15 protein-coding genes and 1 riboswitch are annotated in these 14,525 nt (G+C 40.6%); all 15 genes read left to right on the top strand.

Annotation, left to right across the window (positions count from 1 at the left end):
* The first annotated feature begins 80 nt into the window (after positions 1–80).
* The 15 genes from KSU66_RS18675 to KSU66_RS18605 all read left to right on the top strand — a co-directional run bounded on the left by KSU66_RS18675 (position 81) and on the right by KSU66_RS18605 (position 14,521).
* The gene (locus tag KSU66_RS18675; RefSeq protein ID WP_269052976.1) at positions 81–1,868 is read left to right on the top strand and encodes an acyl-CoA dehydrogenase family protein; all 1,788 of its coding nucleotides are present in this window, start codon (positions 81–83) and stop codon (positions 1,866–1,868) included.
* Between the two features lie 326 nt (positions 1,869–2,194).
* Positions 2,195–2,551: an arsenate reductase family protein gene (locus KSU66_RS18670; protein ID WP_269052988.1), complete on the top strand. Its 357-nt coding sequence runs from the start codon at positions 2,195–2,197 to the stop codon at positions 2,549–2,551.
* Positions 2,552–2,627: 76 nt separating this feature from the next.
* Entirely contained in the window at positions 2,628–3,008 is a 381-nt protein-coding gene (gene gcvH / locus KSU66_RS18665) for a glycine cleavage system protein GcvH (RefSeq protein ID WP_269052975.1), read from the top strand.
* A 79-nt stretch (positions 3,009–3,087) separates the two neighbouring features.
* Positions 3,088–3,429, top strand: a complete 342-nt coding sequence (locus KSU66_RS18660) for a toprim domain-containing protein (protein WP_269052974.1) — start codon at positions 3,088–3,090, stop codon at positions 3,427–3,429.
* Positions 3,430–3,443: 14 nt separating this feature from the next.
* Positions 3,444–3,743, top strand: a complete 300-nt coding sequence (locus tag KSU66_RS18655; RefSeq protein WP_269052973.1) for a thioredoxin family protein — start codon at positions 3,444–3,446, stop codon at positions 3,741–3,743.
* Between the two features lie 54 nt (positions 3,744–3,797).
* A riboswitch (SAM riboswitch) is annotated at positions 3,798–3,902 on the top strand.
* Positions 3,903–3,993: 91 nt separating this feature from the next.
* Complete coding sequence (locus tag KSU66_RS18650) at positions 3,994–5,019, top strand: methionine ABC transporter ATP-binding protein (RefSeq protein WP_269052972.1); 1,026 nt, start codon at positions 3,994–3,996, stop codon at positions 5,017–5,019.
* Positions 5,012–5,680 carry a methionine ABC transporter permease gene (locus KSU66_RS18645; protein ID WP_269052971.1) on the top strand — a complete coding sequence of 223 codons (669 nt, stop codon included), beginning with the start codon at positions 5,012–5,014 and terminating at the stop codon, positions 5,678–5,680. Before KSU66_RS18650 ends, KSU66_RS18645 begins: the two co-directional genes overlap by 8 nt.
* Positions 5,681–5,729: 49 nt before the next feature.
* Complete coding sequence (locus tag KSU66_RS18640) at positions 5,730–6,581, top strand: MetQ/NlpA family ABC transporter substrate-binding protein (RefSeq protein WP_269052970.1); 852 nt, start codon at positions 5,730–5,732, stop codon at positions 6,579–6,581.
* Between the two features lie 144 nt (positions 6,582–6,725).
* Positions 6,726–7,952 (top strand): dicarboxylate/amino acid:cation symporter, encoded by a 1,227-nt coding sequence (locus tag KSU66_RS18635; RefSeq protein WP_269052969.1) that lies wholly within the window; start codon positions 6,726–6,728, stop codon positions 7,950–7,952.
* A 258-nt stretch (positions 7,953–8,210) separates the two neighbouring features.
* Complete coding sequence (gene sufC, locus KSU66_RS18630; protein ID WP_269052968.1) at positions 8,211–8,987, top strand: Fe-S cluster assembly ATPase SufC; 777 nt, start codon at positions 8,211–8,213, stop codon at positions 8,985–8,987.
* An 18-nt stretch (positions 8,988–9,005) separates the two neighbouring features.
* Complete coding sequence (sufD, locus tag KSU66_RS18625) at positions 9,006–10,313, top strand: Fe-S cluster assembly protein SufD (RefSeq protein ID WP_269052967.1); 1,308 nt, start codon at positions 9,006–9,008, stop codon at positions 10,311–10,313.
* Positions 10,313–11,542, top strand: a complete 1,230-nt coding sequence (locus KSU66_RS18620) for a cysteine desulfurase (RefSeq protein WP_269052966.1) — start codon at positions 10,313–10,315, stop codon at positions 11,540–11,542. Before sufD ends, KSU66_RS18620 begins: the two co-directional genes overlap by 1 nt.
* Complete coding sequence (gene sufU, locus KSU66_RS18615; RefSeq protein WP_269052965.1) at positions 11,532–11,975, top strand: Fe-S cluster assembly sulfur transfer protein SufU; 444 nt, start codon at positions 11,532–11,534, stop codon at positions 11,973–11,975. The genes KSU66_RS18620 and sufU overlap by 11 nt, the downstream gene beginning before the upstream one ends.
* A gap of 77 nt (positions 11,976–12,052) precedes the next feature.
* Positions 12,053–13,450 carry a Fe-S cluster assembly protein SufB gene (gene sufB / locus KSU66_RS18610; RefSeq protein ID WP_269052964.1) on the top strand — a complete coding sequence of 466 codons (1,398 nt, stop codon included), beginning with the start codon at positions 12,053–12,055 and terminating at the stop codon, positions 13,448–13,450.
* Between the two features lie 207 nt (positions 13,451–13,657).
* On the top strand, positions 13,658–14,521 hold the full coding sequence (locus tag KSU66_RS18605; protein WP_269052963.1) for a DUF72 domain-containing protein: 864 nt from the start codon (positions 13,658–13,660) through the stop codon (positions 14,519–14,521).
* The last annotated feature ends 4 nt before the right edge of the window (positions 14,522–14,525 follow it).

Raw genomic sequence — 14,525 nt, 5'->3', positions numbered from 1 at the left:
CTGGCTTATGACTCGAGCATCTGGCACCCAAGGATTATTAAAAAAGAATAAAGCGGTTTAACTAAAAGGAGGAAAATAAAATGACTGAATTAAAAACGAATGATTTAATAAAAGGCGGAGCTTTTCTTATTGAGGATATTGAAGCGGATAGGATCTTCACACCAGAGGACTTTACCGATGAACATAAAATGATTGCTCGAACGACAGCAGATTATGTGGAAAACGAAGTTGTACCGGTTATTGATAACCTTGAAAACCATGAATTTGAGCATTCTGTAAAGCTACTGAAAAAGGCTGGGGACCTGGGTCTTCTTGGTGCAGATGTACCTGAAGAATATGGAGGACTTGGACTAGACGCTATATCTTCATCTCTTATTTCTGAAAATATGTCCCGTGCAGGTGGTTTTTCGATTACACACGGTGCACACGTTGGAATTGGAACATTGCCAATTGTACTATTCGGTAACGAAGAACAAAAGAAGAAGTATTTACCAAATTCCGTATCAGGTGATAAAATCTCCGCTTATGCTTTGACAGAGCCGGGTTCAGGATCTGATGCGTTGGGCGCAAGTGCTTCTGCGAAGTTAAATGAAGCAGGCACACATTACGTCCTAAATGGAGAAAAACAGTGGATTACAAATGCTGGATTCGCGGACGTATTTGTTGTATATGCAAAAGTTGATGGCGATAAATTCTCAACATTTATTGTTGAAAGAGATTACCCTGGTGTATCAGTTGGTGCAGAAGAAAAGAAAATGGGTATTAAATCATCTTCTACACGCACATTAATTTTGCAAGATGCACAAGTTCCAGTTGAAAACTTACTAGGCGAAGTTGGCCGTGGTCATGTGATTGCGTTTAACATTTTGAACATCGGTCGTTACAAGCTCGGAGTAGGTACTGTAGGTGGTTCAAAACGTGCGCTTCAATTAGCAATCGAGTATGCAAATGAGCGTAAGCAGTTTAAAACGGCAATTTCTTCATTCAACTTAACGAAAGAAAAAATTGCGACGATGGGCACACAGATTTATGCGGCAGAAAGCTTGATTTATAGAACAATCGGTTACTTCGAAGAACGTAACAGTGCAATGACACCTGAAGAACGTAAAGATGGTAAAGCGATTGCAGCATCAATTGCTGAATATGCAATTGAGTGTTCGATCAATAAAATTGCCGGTTCCGAATTACTAGACTTTGTTGCTGACGAAGCAGTTCAGCTACATGGTGGATATGGCTTTATGGCAGAGTATGAAGTTGAGCGTATTTACAGAGACTCGCGTATTAACCGTATATTCGAAGGAACAAACGAAATTAACCGTTTACTTGTGCCAGGAACATTTATGCGAAAAGCAATGAAAGGCGAATTGCCTTTACTTCAAGAAGCGCAAAAACTTCAAGAAGAACTACTCATGATGATGCCAGAAGAAATCGGTGACGAAGCCCTTGCACAAGAAAAAGTACTTGTGAAAAATGCGAAGAAAATTGGACTTCTAGTCGCAGGGCTCGCAGCACAACGCTTTGGATTAGAACTTGAAAAAGAACAAGAGGTTCTAGTTAATATTGCAGATATCGCAAGTAATGTTTTCGCAATGGAATCTGCATTACTTCGTACAGAAAAAGCAATTGCACGTAACGGGGTAGAAAAAGAACAACAGAAGATTCTATACACTGAAATCTACTGTCAAGAAGCGTTTGAAGCAATCGAAAAAGATGCGAAAGAAACACTACTTGCAGCAGTTGAAGGCGATAACCAACGCATGATGCTGTCAGCACTACGCAAGTTAACTCGTTCAACACCTTATAATGTTATTGCTAAGAAACGTGAAGCATCAGTAAAACTAATCGACCAAGCAAAATATATCGTTTAAGTATAGAGGCGCAACACCAAAGTCTTTACTTGATAGGAGTGGAGAGCGTCGACTCCAGCGGAATTAGCGAGACAGCCGAGACCCAGCAGGAGCGTAATTTGCGACGATGCGGCTTGGCGCTCGCCCGCGGAAAGCGTCCGCTCGTAACGGAAATCAGGGTGAATGAAGCGAATCGGACTTACAATGGCCTCATTAGCTCATTCTCAATCAGATATAGTAGGATTCAATATCCTGCAATATAAACAATCACCTAGAAGCCATTAATGGTTCTAGGTGATTTCTTTGCTATGTTTGCTATAATGAATAAAAATGGAGGTGTTACAGTTATGGAAATTACATATTACGGATACCCAAAATGCAGCACATGTAGGAACGCGAAAAAGTGGCTGGAAGCAAAGGAATTTAATTTCAAAGAAGTAAACATTGCAGAAACCCCGCCAACAGAATCAGAGTTGCGCGAAATAATAGCTACATCAGGATTGGAAATTAAAAAGTTTTTCAATACAAGTGGAAAAGTATACAGAGAGCTTAAATTGAAAGACAAACTACCGACAATGACCGAAGCAGAGAAAATCAGCTTGCTTTCATCAGACGGCATGTTAATAAAAAGACCGATTGTTCACGGAAATGGAAAAACAACGGTTGGATTTAAAGAAGAAGATTTTGAAAAAGTCTGGAAGTAAGACAACTACTCTTGTATTTACCTACGTGTTATGGCACTATTAGATTGAAAGAATATATAATCAGGGGGCTAGAATTATGAAAACACCAGTAGAGTTGAAATATTCAGAAGAGCACGAATGGGTTAAGGAAGAAGACGGTAACTACCGCATTGGAATTACGCACTTCGCACAATCTGAACTTGGCGATATTGTTTTCGTTGAACTTCCAGAAGTCGGAGATCAAATCAAGTCGAACGAGCCTTTCGGAAGCGTTGAATCAGTTAAAACAGTTTCTGAGCTCTATGCACCAATTAGCGGAAAAGTACTTGAAGTGAACGAAGAGCTAGAAGATAGCCCTGAATTCGTTAACGAATCTCCGTTTGGACAAGCTTGGATGATCGTTGTTGAACCATCTGACGTGTCTGAAATTGATACACTTATGACAGCTGAAGAATATGACAAAATGACAATCGAATAATTGTTGTAATGAGCGCCGGCGCTGTTTCGGCGTTTTTTACATTCCAAATGTAACGAACGCTAACCAAGGAGGACTCGTCGTGCCAGAACAAAGAGTGATAATTGTAGAAGGTAAATCAGATCGAAAGAGAATCTTAAGAATCCTGGCAGAACACGTGAAAGTAATTTGTACAAATGGTACCATTAGTTCGTATCAACTTGAAGAAATGCTCACACCCTATGAAGGATGGGAGATGTTTGTTTTTGTCGATGCCGATGAAGATGGTGAAAAACTAAGAAAATTATTCAAAAGGGAATACCCTTTGGCGATTCATATATATACTGAGAAAGTATACCGGGAAGTTGAGACGACACCTGATAGTGTTTTGGCGGCCGTCCTCTCAGCGGCACATATTGAGGTCCACTCTAAATTTTTGAAGTAAAGAAGGTTGAATTTATGGAAACATGGACACGAAAAGAATGGGAAACGGCTAGTATCAACTATGAAAAATCTTTGTATTATTTATATACCCCGATGTGCGGGACATGTGCAGTAGCATCTAAGATGATGACTGTTATTGATGCGATGAAGCCGGATTTACCTATTGGAAAAGCGGATTTGAATTATCTTGGGGACCTTGCGGTGGATTATGAAATTGAAAGTGTCCCGTGTCTGCTCATTATGAAAGATGGCGTGCTGCAGGAAAAAGTGTATGCGTTCCAATCAGTACCTGATCTTCTGATGAAAATAAATTGACATACTTTATAAGCCTATGGTAAGTTGTTACTAAGATTGAATTGAATATGTTAACTCTTATTGAGAGAGGCGGAGGGAAGTGCCCTATGAAGCCCGGCAACCATCACAATTGTGAAGTGGTGCCAAATCACCCACAGCGAATGCTATGGAAGATGAGAGATTGGACAAACGTAAATAACTAACTACTAACGTGAACCCTTTCTGCTCTTCTGCGGAAAGGTTTTTTTATTTTTATAGGAGTGGAAAATAGATGATTCGTTTAGCAAATGTAAAAAAACAATTTGGCCTTGGCGCAATAAGTATTGCAGCGGTAGATGATGTATCACTAGACATAACAAAGGGCGAAATATTTGGAGTCATCGGGTATAGTGGAGCCGGTAAAAGTACGTTAATCCGACTATTAAACGGTCTTGAGATGCCGACCTCCGGAACAATAGCGATTGGCGGTTTAGAAATTTCGTCGATGACCGGAAAAGAGTTAAGGGAAGCGCGCCAAAAAGTAACTATGATATTCCAACACTTCAACTTGCTTTGGTCGAGAACAGTGAAAGAAAATATTGCATTTCCGCTTGAAATTGCCAATGTACCGAAAAGTGAACGAGAACGAAAAGTGGCTGAACTTATAGAGATAGTAGGCTTAAGTGGTCGTGAAAACGCGTATCCATCGGAATTGTCGGGTGGACAAAAACAACGCGTAGGCATTGCTCGTGCGCTGGCAAACGATCCCGAAGTCTTATTATGTGATGAAGCAACCTCAGCGTTGGATCCAGAAACAACGGATTCTATTTTAGATTTACTGACGGGTATTAATGAACGACTCGGCTTAACAATTGTGCTCATTACGCATGAAATGCATGTCATTCGGAAGATTTGCCACCGGGTAGCGGTAATGGAAGCGGGTAAAGTTGTTGAGATGGGAAATGTTCTGGATGTATTCCAGTCACCGCAAGAACCAATTACGAAACGGTTTGTTTCTCAAATTACGGAACCTGTGGAAGCGAAACAGGCGATCACGCACATTATTGAAGAATATCCAAATGGTAAACTTATAAAGTTAGTGTTTGTAGGAGAACGAACGGAACAACCAGTACTTGCAAGCCTCATTCGTAAATTTGATGTTGAGATAAACATTGTGCAAGGAAATATATCACATACACATGGCGGCGCATACGGGACGCTTATTCTTCATTTAAATGGTGAAGCCCCGATTGTACAAGAAGCAATCCATTTTCTAAACGAAGAAGACGTACGAACAGAGGTGATCAGCAATGATTGAAAATCTATTTCCAAACGTCGATTGGGCTAAGATGTGGAATGCGACAGTAGAGACTATATATATGACGGCGATTTCGACTCTACTTACATTCATTATTGGGCTTGCCTTAGGCGTCTTATTATTTCTTTCAGGGCCAGGGCAATTATGGTCAAATAAGCTAATTAATACAATTTCAAATGCGTTTGTTAATATCTTTAGGTCGATTCCGTTTATTATTTTGATTATCTTGCTGATTCCATTCACTAAATTATTGTTCGGAACAGTGCGTGGTCCGGATGCGGCTCTGCCAGCGCTAATCATAGGTGCTGCCCCGTTCTATGCAAGAATGGTCTTAATCGCATTGCAAGAGATTGATAAGGGTGTTATTGAGGCGGCAAAATCAATGGGCGCAAAAACATCTACGATTATTTATAAGGTTTTATTACCAGAATCAATGCCAGCCCTTATTTCTGGAATAACCGTCACTTCAATCGCACTTGTGGGCTATACGGCGATGGCCGGAATTATAGGTGCAGGTGGTCTGGGTACGCTAGCATATATGGATGGATTCCAACGCAGTCGGGAAGACGTGACGATGGTCTCGACAATACTAATATTAATCATCGTTTTCATTGTTCAATTCTTTGGAGATATTGCAGTAAGAAAACTTGATAAACGATGAAAGTCAGGTAAACCTGCTTACATAAATTGATAAATAGGAGAGATGCTAAATGAAGAGGATATTACTAATCGCATTACTCGCGTTCGGTGCACTGGCACTTGTCGCATGCGGAGCAGCTGAAAAGGATAAGGAAGATACAGGTTCAGGCGATGCTAAAGAGAAAACAGAGGATGTTAAACTAGTTGTTGGCGCATCCAATACACCGCATGCCCTTATTTTAGAAGAGGCAAAACCGTTGTTAAAGGAAAAAGGAATTGACCTTGTTATTGAACAATACACAGAATTTATATTCCCCAACCAAGATTTAGAGTCCGGTACTCTTGACGCAAACTATTTTCAACACGCTCCTTATTTAAATGCACAAATTAAGGATCACGGCTATAAATTTGTGAATGCGGGAAGTATCCATATTGAACCAATTGGTGTGTATTCGAAAAAATATCAATCAATAGACGAATTGCCAGATGGCGCGGTTATTCTAATGAGTAACTCAATTACAGATCACGGGCGTATACTTGCAATGCTTGAAATAGAAGGACTTATTACACTTGATGAAAAAGTAGAGAAAACGGCTGCTGAAGTGAAAGACATCATTGAGAACCCAAAGAATCTTGTGTTTGAAGCAGATTACGATCCTGCCTTAATGCCAGAACTTTATAAGCAAGATGAAGGTGACGCGCTATTAATTAACTCGAACTTCGCGATTGATGCGGGATTAGACCCAATCAACGATTCGATTGTTCTCGAAGATACAGATTCACCTTATGCTAATATTATTACTGTAAGAGAAGGCGATGAAGATAACGCAGAAATTAAAACATTGCTTGCAGTCTTAAGATCTAAAGAGATTCAAGATTTCATATTAAAAGAGTGGGACGGTTCAATCGTTCCGGTTAAATAAATAAAGTAACCCCTCCGATTATATTATAATTGGTGGGGTTTTTACGTTTATAGGCTGAAAAATAAAGATGTTGTTCCAATAGCGAAAATATTGTGGTATTCTTAGCTCTTATATACATAAAAGTAATAAGAGGAGGACTATATTTTGAAGAAGTTGGGACTTATATGGCGTATTATTATTGCAATAGGGCTTGCCGTCATTCTTGGTTTACTTCTGCCGAACATTCCTGTAATTGGTGAGGCATTTACAAGTTGGTTTGTCAGTCTTGCCGCAACATTTAATATGATATTTGGTGGGTTTTTGAATTTTATCGTTCCACTAATTATCATCGCTTTCATCGCACCAGGAATTGCAAAGCTTGGTAAAGGATCCGGGAAACTTCTTGGAATAGCGGCATTAATTGCTTATGCCTCTACAATAGCAGCGGGTATTCTTGCTTACTTTACTGCGTCCACGTTATTGCCTAAGTTTATTGGCAGTGTTGGAGAAGGGAATATTGAAGATGCGGCTCGTGTGGCCGGAGAAGCATTTTTTGAACTTGAAATGACACCAATTATGGGTGTTATGTCTGCACTTCTACTAGCATTTTTATTTGGTATCGGGATGGCTTCTATTGGTAGTAAGTCATTGCTAGATGTATTTGAAGAATTTAATGTGTTAATTGAGAAAGTGATTACTTTCGTTATTATTCCGTTATTACCATTTCATATTTTCGGGATATTCCTTAACATGACATATACTGGAGAAGTCGCCAGGGTACTTTCTGTTTTTGCGGTTGTATTCGCGATGATTATTATTCTTCACCTTGTCATGCTTACAATACAATATACAGTTGCGGGTTCTGTTTCAAAACAAAGTCCATTATTCTTAATGAAAACGATGGCGCCGGCTTATTTTACAGCTCTTGGAACACAATCGTCTGCGGCAACTATTCCTGTTACATTAAGACAAGCACGTAAAACAGGTGCATCGGATAAGGTAACGGATTTCACAATTCCCCTTTTCGCAACGATTCATCTATCAGGTAGTACAATCACGTTAGTATCATGTTCAATCGGCGTCATGATTATGAATGGTGTCCCAGTGGAATTCAGTTCATATCTTCCATTCATCTTCATGCTAGGTGTCACAATGATTGCAGCACCAGGTGTTCCGGGTGGTGCGGTTATGGCGGCAGTAGGTTTACTTAGCACGATGCTAGGTTTCAGCGAAGCAATGGTTGCGCTTATGATTGCACTTTACATGGCGCAAGATAGTTTTGGAACAGCAACAAACGTCACGGGGGATGGTGCACTTGCTATAATCGTTGATAAGTTCACTAAAGATAAAGGTGACAAATCGATTAAAACGAACCTAAAGACTGAACAGTAAAAAAAACACGCAGGCCGGTACAGTAAAATGTGCCGGCTTTTTAAATTGTTTGTATTCTCAGTAAGGGATAGATAAATGAAAATGGGCGAAGACTAGCAGTATGTATGTAAGAAGTCTTGAATTAAGGGCAATCAGTTGGTAGAGGAACATTTCTCAATGAGTTGCATGGTGAAGCTTTATACGTTAAGATTAGAATGATACTAAATTGAGAATGGGTATTGGATATCTATTCGACTTTATTATATTGGAGGTATTGGAATGGCTACTTTAGAAATTAAAGGTCTTCATGTAGAAATTGAAGGCAAAGAAATATTAAAAGGCGTCGATTTGACGATCAATACAAATGAGATCCACGCAATCATGGGTCCGAACGGTACAGGTAAATCTACACTCGCGCAAGCGATTATGGGACATCCCAGATATGAAGTAACTGCAGGAACAATTACACTTGACGGTGAAGATGTACTTGAAATGGAAGTTGACGAGCGTGCAAAAGCAGGTCTCTTCCTAGCAATGCAATACCCAAGTGAAGTTACAGGCGTTACAAATGCCGACTTCTTACGTTCTGCAATAAACGCAAAACGTGGTGAAGGTAACGAAGTTCCTTTAATGAGTTTCATTCGTACCCTAGATGCGAAAATGGAAACGCTTGAAATGGAAGAAGAAATGGCAACTCGTTATTTAAACGAAGGTTTCTCTGGTGGAGAGAAAAAGCGTAACGAAATTCTCCAACTTATGATGTTAGAGCCTAAATTTGCAGTGCTAGATGAGATTGACTCTGGTCTAGACATCGATGCATTGAAAATAGTTGCAAAAGGTATTAACGAAATGCGTGGCGAAGGTTTTGGTTGCCTAATTATTACGCATTACCAACGTCTACTTGACTACATCACACCAGATCATGTACACGTTATGATTCAAGGTAAAGTTGTTCAATCGGGTGGTGCCGACTTGGCGCATAAGTTAGAAGCTCAAGGATACGACTGGCTCCACGAAGAACTAGGTATTGAAGACACTGTAGAGCAAGAAGCTTAAGAGAGGGGACTATTCAAAATGACGGTTGAAACGAAATCGGTAATGACCGAGCAGGATGTCCGTTCCTTTTCTAAGAAAATGAATGAAGCCGCGTGGATGACAGATTTCCGTGCAGATGCATTTGCGAAATTGGAACAGCTTCCTATGCCAACACCAGATAAAACAAGAATTACACGATGGAACTTTACGGATTTTCCTATCCATGCGGTAGAAAGTCCTGTATATACAGCACTAACTGAACTACCTGAAGAGGCACTTTCGCTCTTTGACACTACAAAAGAAAATAACGTTTACGTACAACATAATAATACGCCTGCATTTGTTTCCTTGTCTGAAGACTTGAAAGCAAAAGGAGTTATCTTAACAGATATATTCACAGCAGCACGCGAACATAGTGATCTTGTTAAGAAGTATTATATGACGGACGGCGTAAAAGTAGACGAGCATAAATTAACTGCATTCAATGCGGCATATATGAACGGCGGCGTATTTGTGTACGTTCCGAAAAATGTCGTTATTGAGGAACCAATTCAGGCATTGTTTTACCATGATGATGAAAAAGTATCACTCTTTAACCACGTTATCGTAGTTGCAGAGGCGAATAGTTCATTGATATATATCGAGAACTACATGTCGACAGTGTCAGAATCAAAAGGAAAAGCAAATATTATATCTGAAGTATTCACGGGTGATAATGCACAAGTAACTTACGGTGCAGTAGATGTGCTTCCAGTAGGATTCACAACTTACGTAAACCGCCGTGGTGTCGTAGGTCGAGATAGCCAACTTAACTGGGCGCTCGGACTTATGAATGACTGTGATACGATTTCAGAAAATATCACACATCTTGTTGGAGACGGTTCTCATTGCGACATGAAAACAGTTGTTGTTGGACGTGGAAAACAAATTCAAAACTTCACAACTGAAATCATTAGCTGGGGGAAAAACTCTAACGGTATGATTTTGAAGCATGCTGTCGTAAAAGACGAGTCAACTGCGATCTTTAACGGAATCGGTAAAATCACTAAAGGAGCAACGGGATCTAACGCTGAACAAGAATCACGTATGCTTATCCTAAGTGACCGTGCACGTGCAGATGCAAACCCAGTTTTACTCATTGCAGAAGATGAAGTAACAGCCGGTCACGCAGCATCTGTAGGTAAAGTTGATCCGCTAGAAATGTTTTATTTAATGAGTCGTGGAGTATCAAAAGAAGAAGCACAACGCCTTATCATTCACGGATTCCTTGCACCAGTCGTAGCCGAATTAAAGGTTGAAGGTGTTAAGAAACTGTTGACGGAGGTTATTGAAAGGAAAGTGCGCTAATGCTTAGTAAAGACATCCGCAAACATTTTCCAATTTTAGCACATGAGATAAACGGGCATCCGCTCGTTTATCTTGATAGTGCTGCGACATCTCAAAAACCGCAGCAAGTCATAGATGCAATAAGTAACTATTACGAACATGATAACTCCAACGTTCACCGCGGTGTTCATACACTTGGAAACCGTGCGACGGAAGGTTATGAAGGTGCGCGCGATAAAGTGCGTAACTTCATTAACGCAAAGTCTAGGGAAGAAATTATCTTCACTCGTGGAACGACGACGGCGCTCAACATAGTAGCACAAAGCTATGGTCGAGCAAATGTCAATGAAGGTGACGAAATTGTCATTACTCATATGGAGCATCACTCAAATATTATTCCGTGGCAACAGCTAGCTAAGGAAAGAGGCGCTGTCCTGAAATACGTCGACCTTGAGGAAGACGGGACATTGTCACTTGAAGAAGTTCGCAAAGTTGTTACTGAACGGACAAAAATTGTTTCGATTATGCATGTTTCAAACGTGCTAGGAACGATGAATCCAATCAAGGAAATTACTGAAATAGCGCATGCGAATGGTGCTGTCATGGTTGTGGACGGGGCTCAAGCTGCTCCGCACATGAAAGTTGATGTGCAACATCTGGACTGCGATTTCTATGCATTTTCCGGACATAAAATGGGTGGACCTACAGGAATTGGTGTTCTGTACGGTAAAAAGGATCTATTGAATAAGATGGAACCTATTGAGTTTGGTGGAGAGATGATTGATTTTGTAGGCCTTCAAGAATCGACATGGAAAGAACTTCCGTGGAAATTTGAAGGTGGTACACCAATTATCGCAGGCGCGATTGGCCTCGGTGCTGCAATTGATTTTCTTGAAGAAATTGGACTTGATAAGATAGAACGACATGAGCACGACCTTGCAGCTTATGCAATAAAGCGCATGTCGGAAGTCGAAGGACTAACAATTTACGGTCCGCTAGATCCAGAAAAGCGTGCGGGACTTGTTACCTTTAACCTTAACGACGTTCACCCCCATGACCTTGCTACTGTACTTGATATGAACGGCATCGCAGTTAGAGCCGGGCATCACTGTGCACAGCCGCTCATGAAGTGGCTCGACGTATCAGCCACCGCGCGCGCTAGTTTTTACATTTATAATACGGAAGAGGATGTTGATCGCCTCGTAGACGGACTCCGTATGGCAAAGGAGTATTTCAACGATGTCAACTAGTAGGAAACTCGACCAGTTATACCGCTCGGTCATTATGGATCATTATAAAACGCCGAGAAATAAAGGTGTTATCGAAGGAAGCAGTGTCACTGTCGATATGAACAACCCGACATGTGGCGACGTGATCCATTTAACGATGCAAGTTGAAGAGGGCACGGTTCAAAACGCAAAGTTTGAAGGAGAGGGTTGTTCGATTTCCATGGCATCTGCATCAATGATGACACAGATGATTATTGGTAAATCGGTTGAAGATGCACTATCTCTCGCAAACACGATTTCGGATATTATGCTCGGCAATGAATATGACGACTCTATCGATTTAGGAGATATAGAAGCGCTCTCAGGCGTAGCTAAATTTCCAGCCCGGATTAAGTGCGCGACACTTGCATGGAAAGCGATGGAACAAGGCGTCGGCAAGGAAGATTCCGAGTAAAGTGCAAGGACAAGAAGTGATTGATAATCGCTTCTTTTTCAAGAGCACTTAAGAAATATAGGATGGAGGAAACAATAATGGCTAAACAAATGCCTGAAATTGGCGAATACGAATTTGGTTTTAATGATGGAGACATCTCGGTATTTCGTTCTGAACGTGGCTTAACGCGTGAAATCGTTGAAGAAATTTCATCGATGAAAGACGAACCACAATGGATGTTAGATTATCGTTTGAAATCATTAGAAATGTTTTATCGCATGCCAACACCACAATGGGGCGGCGATCTTAATTCACTAGATTTTGATGAAATTACGTATTATGTAAAAGCATCAGAAGGAACTGAACGTTCATGGGATGAAGTACCAGAAGAAATCAAACGAACGTTTGACAAACTTGGAATTCCAGCAGCGGAACAGAAGTATTTAGCAGGTGTTTCTGCTCAATACGAATCTGAAGTTGTTTACCACAACATGAAACAAGACCTTACTGATATGGGAATCATCTTTAAGGATACAGATTCTGCACTTAAAGAAGATGAAGAGCTATTTAAAAAGTATTGGGGTACGGTAATTCCGAACTCAGACAATAAGTTTTCGGCTCTAAACTCTGCAGTATGGTCAGGTGGATCATTCATCTACGTACCACCAGGTGTTAAGGTAGATTCACCGCTTCAAGCCTATTTCCGTATTAACTCGGAAAATATGGGACAGTTCGAGCGTACACTAATCATTGTTGATGAAGGCGCAAGCGTCCATTACGTTGAAGGGTGTACAGCACCTGTCTTCACATCGAACTCACTTCATAGTGCGGTCGTTGAAATCATCGTTAAAAAAGGCGGATACTGCCGTTATACAACAATCCAAAACTGGGCGAACAACGTTTATAACCTCGTTACGAAACGTGCAGTTGTTGACGCGCACGGTACGATGGAATGGATTGATGGTAACATTGGTTCTAAATTGACGATGAAGTATCCAGCGATCTTATTACGTGGAGAGTATGCGCGTGGTTTGACGTTATCGATTGCACTTTCAGGAAAAGGGCAACACCAAGATGCGGGTGCGAAAATGATGCACTTAGCACCAAATACGTCATCTACTATCGTTTCTAAATCCATTTCTCATGGCGGCGGAAAAGGAACATACCGTGGTATCGTTCATTTCGGTCGTAATGCAGATGGTGCTAGCTCACGAGTTGAATGTGACGCGTTATTAATGGATGACATTTCGATTTCTGATACAATTCCATATAACGAAATTCTAAACGACAACATTTCACTTGAGCACGAAGCAAGTGTTTCTAAAGTTTCGGAAGAGCAGCTCTTCTATTTGATGAGCCGTGGAGTTCCTGAGCTAGAAGCAATTGAAATGATCGTACTAGGTTTCATCGAGCCGTTCACAAAAGAACTACCGATGGAATACGCTGTAGAGATGAACCGTTTGATTAAGTTCGAAATGGAAGGTTCTATAGGGTAAATAATCCCGTTGATATCAAATGATTCAAGTTCTGTACTTTCGGGGCGTGAAGTCAATTCGATACCAATATTAAAAATCCGGCCACTCGTGGCCGGATTTTTATATTCATTAAAGCATACCAAGTTTTGAATACATACTATATTCACTGAAAAATTAAGAGGAAATATGATAGGATGAGAGTATTCTATATTTGGAGGAGGAAACGGGATGATTCAAATCGGACTAACGGGTTGGGGAGACCATCCGAATATCTACCATCCAACCTCAACCGCGAAGGAAAAGTTACTGGATTATAGTTCTCATTTACCAATTGTAGAACTTGATTCAACGTTTTATGCCATTCAACCGGAGCGAAACATTCGAAAGTGGATTGCGGAGACGCCGGATAATTTTCGTTTTATTGTTAAGGCTTATCAAGGGATGACCGGGCACCAACGCGGGGAATTACCTTTTGAATCGATAGATGAAATGTACGATTTATTTATACTATCAATGGAACCTTTACAAGAAGCGGGAAAGCTTGCGATGATTCTTGTTCAATTTCCACCATGGTTTGATTGTACTAAAGAAAACGTGGAAGAAATTAGGTCGATTTGTAAAAGGTTAGATGGATTTGATATTGCGATTGAATTTAGACATCAATCTTGGTATTCGCTATCATTTATGCAAAGAACACTGACATTTCTCCGAGAATTAAACGTCATTCACTCCGTTTGTGATGAACCTCAAGCAGGAGAGGGAAGTATCCCGCTCGTACCGGTGTCTACAAGGAGCGACAAGGTGTTGTTTAGGCTTCATGGTCGTAATGTTCACGGATGGGTAAATAGGACAGGGGATAACGAGGCGTGGCGTAAAGTGCGCTATTTATATAATTATAATGATGAAGAAATTGATGAATTTGAAACGGTTGTAAATGAGCTTGAAAAAGAAGCTGATGAAGTGTTCGTAATCTTCAACAATAACTCGGGTAAACATGCGGCGCAAAATGCATTACGATTTCAACATAAACTTGGTATAACCTATAATAATCTAGCGCCGAAACAGCTCGGTCTATTTGAAGAAGGATGGTAATAGG

The sequence above is a fragment of the Sporosarcina sp. G11-34 genome, assembly GCF_026931025.1.
Note: the sequence above shows the minus strand (reverse complement) of the source record. Positions and strands in the feature narration are given on the sequence as shown.

Coding starts and splice junctions, on each gene's coding strand:
- gcvH (WP_269052975.1), top strand. CDS start 2,628: ATGAAAACACCAGTAGAGTTGAAATATTCAGAAGAGCACGAATGGGTT.
- KSU66_RS18620 (WP_269052966.1), top strand. CDS start 10,313: ATGCTTAGTAAAGACATCCGCAAACATTTTCCAATTTTAGCACATGAG.
- sufD (WP_269052967.1), top strand. CDS start 9,006: ATGACGGTTGAAACGAAATCGGTAATGACCGAGCAGGATGTCCGTTCC.
- sufB (WP_269052964.1), top strand. CDS start 12,053: ATGGCTAAACAAATGCCTGAAATTGGCGAATACGAATTTGGTTTTAAT.
- KSU66_RS18670 (WP_269052988.1), top strand. CDS start 2,195: ATGGAAATTACATATTACGGATACCCAAAATGCAGCACATGTAGGAAC.
- KSU66_RS18650 (WP_269052972.1), top strand. CDS start 3,994: ATGATTCGTTTAGCAAATGTAAAAAAACAATTTGGCCTTGGCGCAATA.
- sufU (WP_269052965.1), top strand. CDS start 11,532: ATGTCAACTAGTAGGAAACTCGACCAGTTATACCGCTCGGTCATTATG.
- sufC (WP_269052968.1), top strand. CDS start 8,211: ATGGCTACTTTAGAAATTAAAGGTCTTCATGTAGAAATTGAAGGCAAA.
- KSU66_RS18675 (WP_269052976.1), top strand. CDS start 81: ATGACTGAATTAAAAACGAATGATTTAATAAAAGGCGGAGCTTTTCTT.
- KSU66_RS18605 (WP_269052963.1), top strand. CDS start 13,658: ATGATTCAAATCGGACTAACGGGTTGGGGAGACCATCCGAATATCTAC.
- KSU66_RS18645 (WP_269052971.1), top strand. CDS start 5,012: ATGATTGAAAATCTATTTCCAAACGTCGATTGGGCTAAGATGTGGAAT.
- KSU66_RS18655 (WP_269052973.1), top strand. CDS start 3,444: ATGGAAACATGGACACGAAAAGAATGGGAAACGGCTAGTATCAACTAT.
- KSU66_RS18640 (WP_269052970.1), top strand. CDS start 5,730: ATGAAGAGGATATTACTAATCGCATTACTCGCGTTCGGTGCACTGGCA.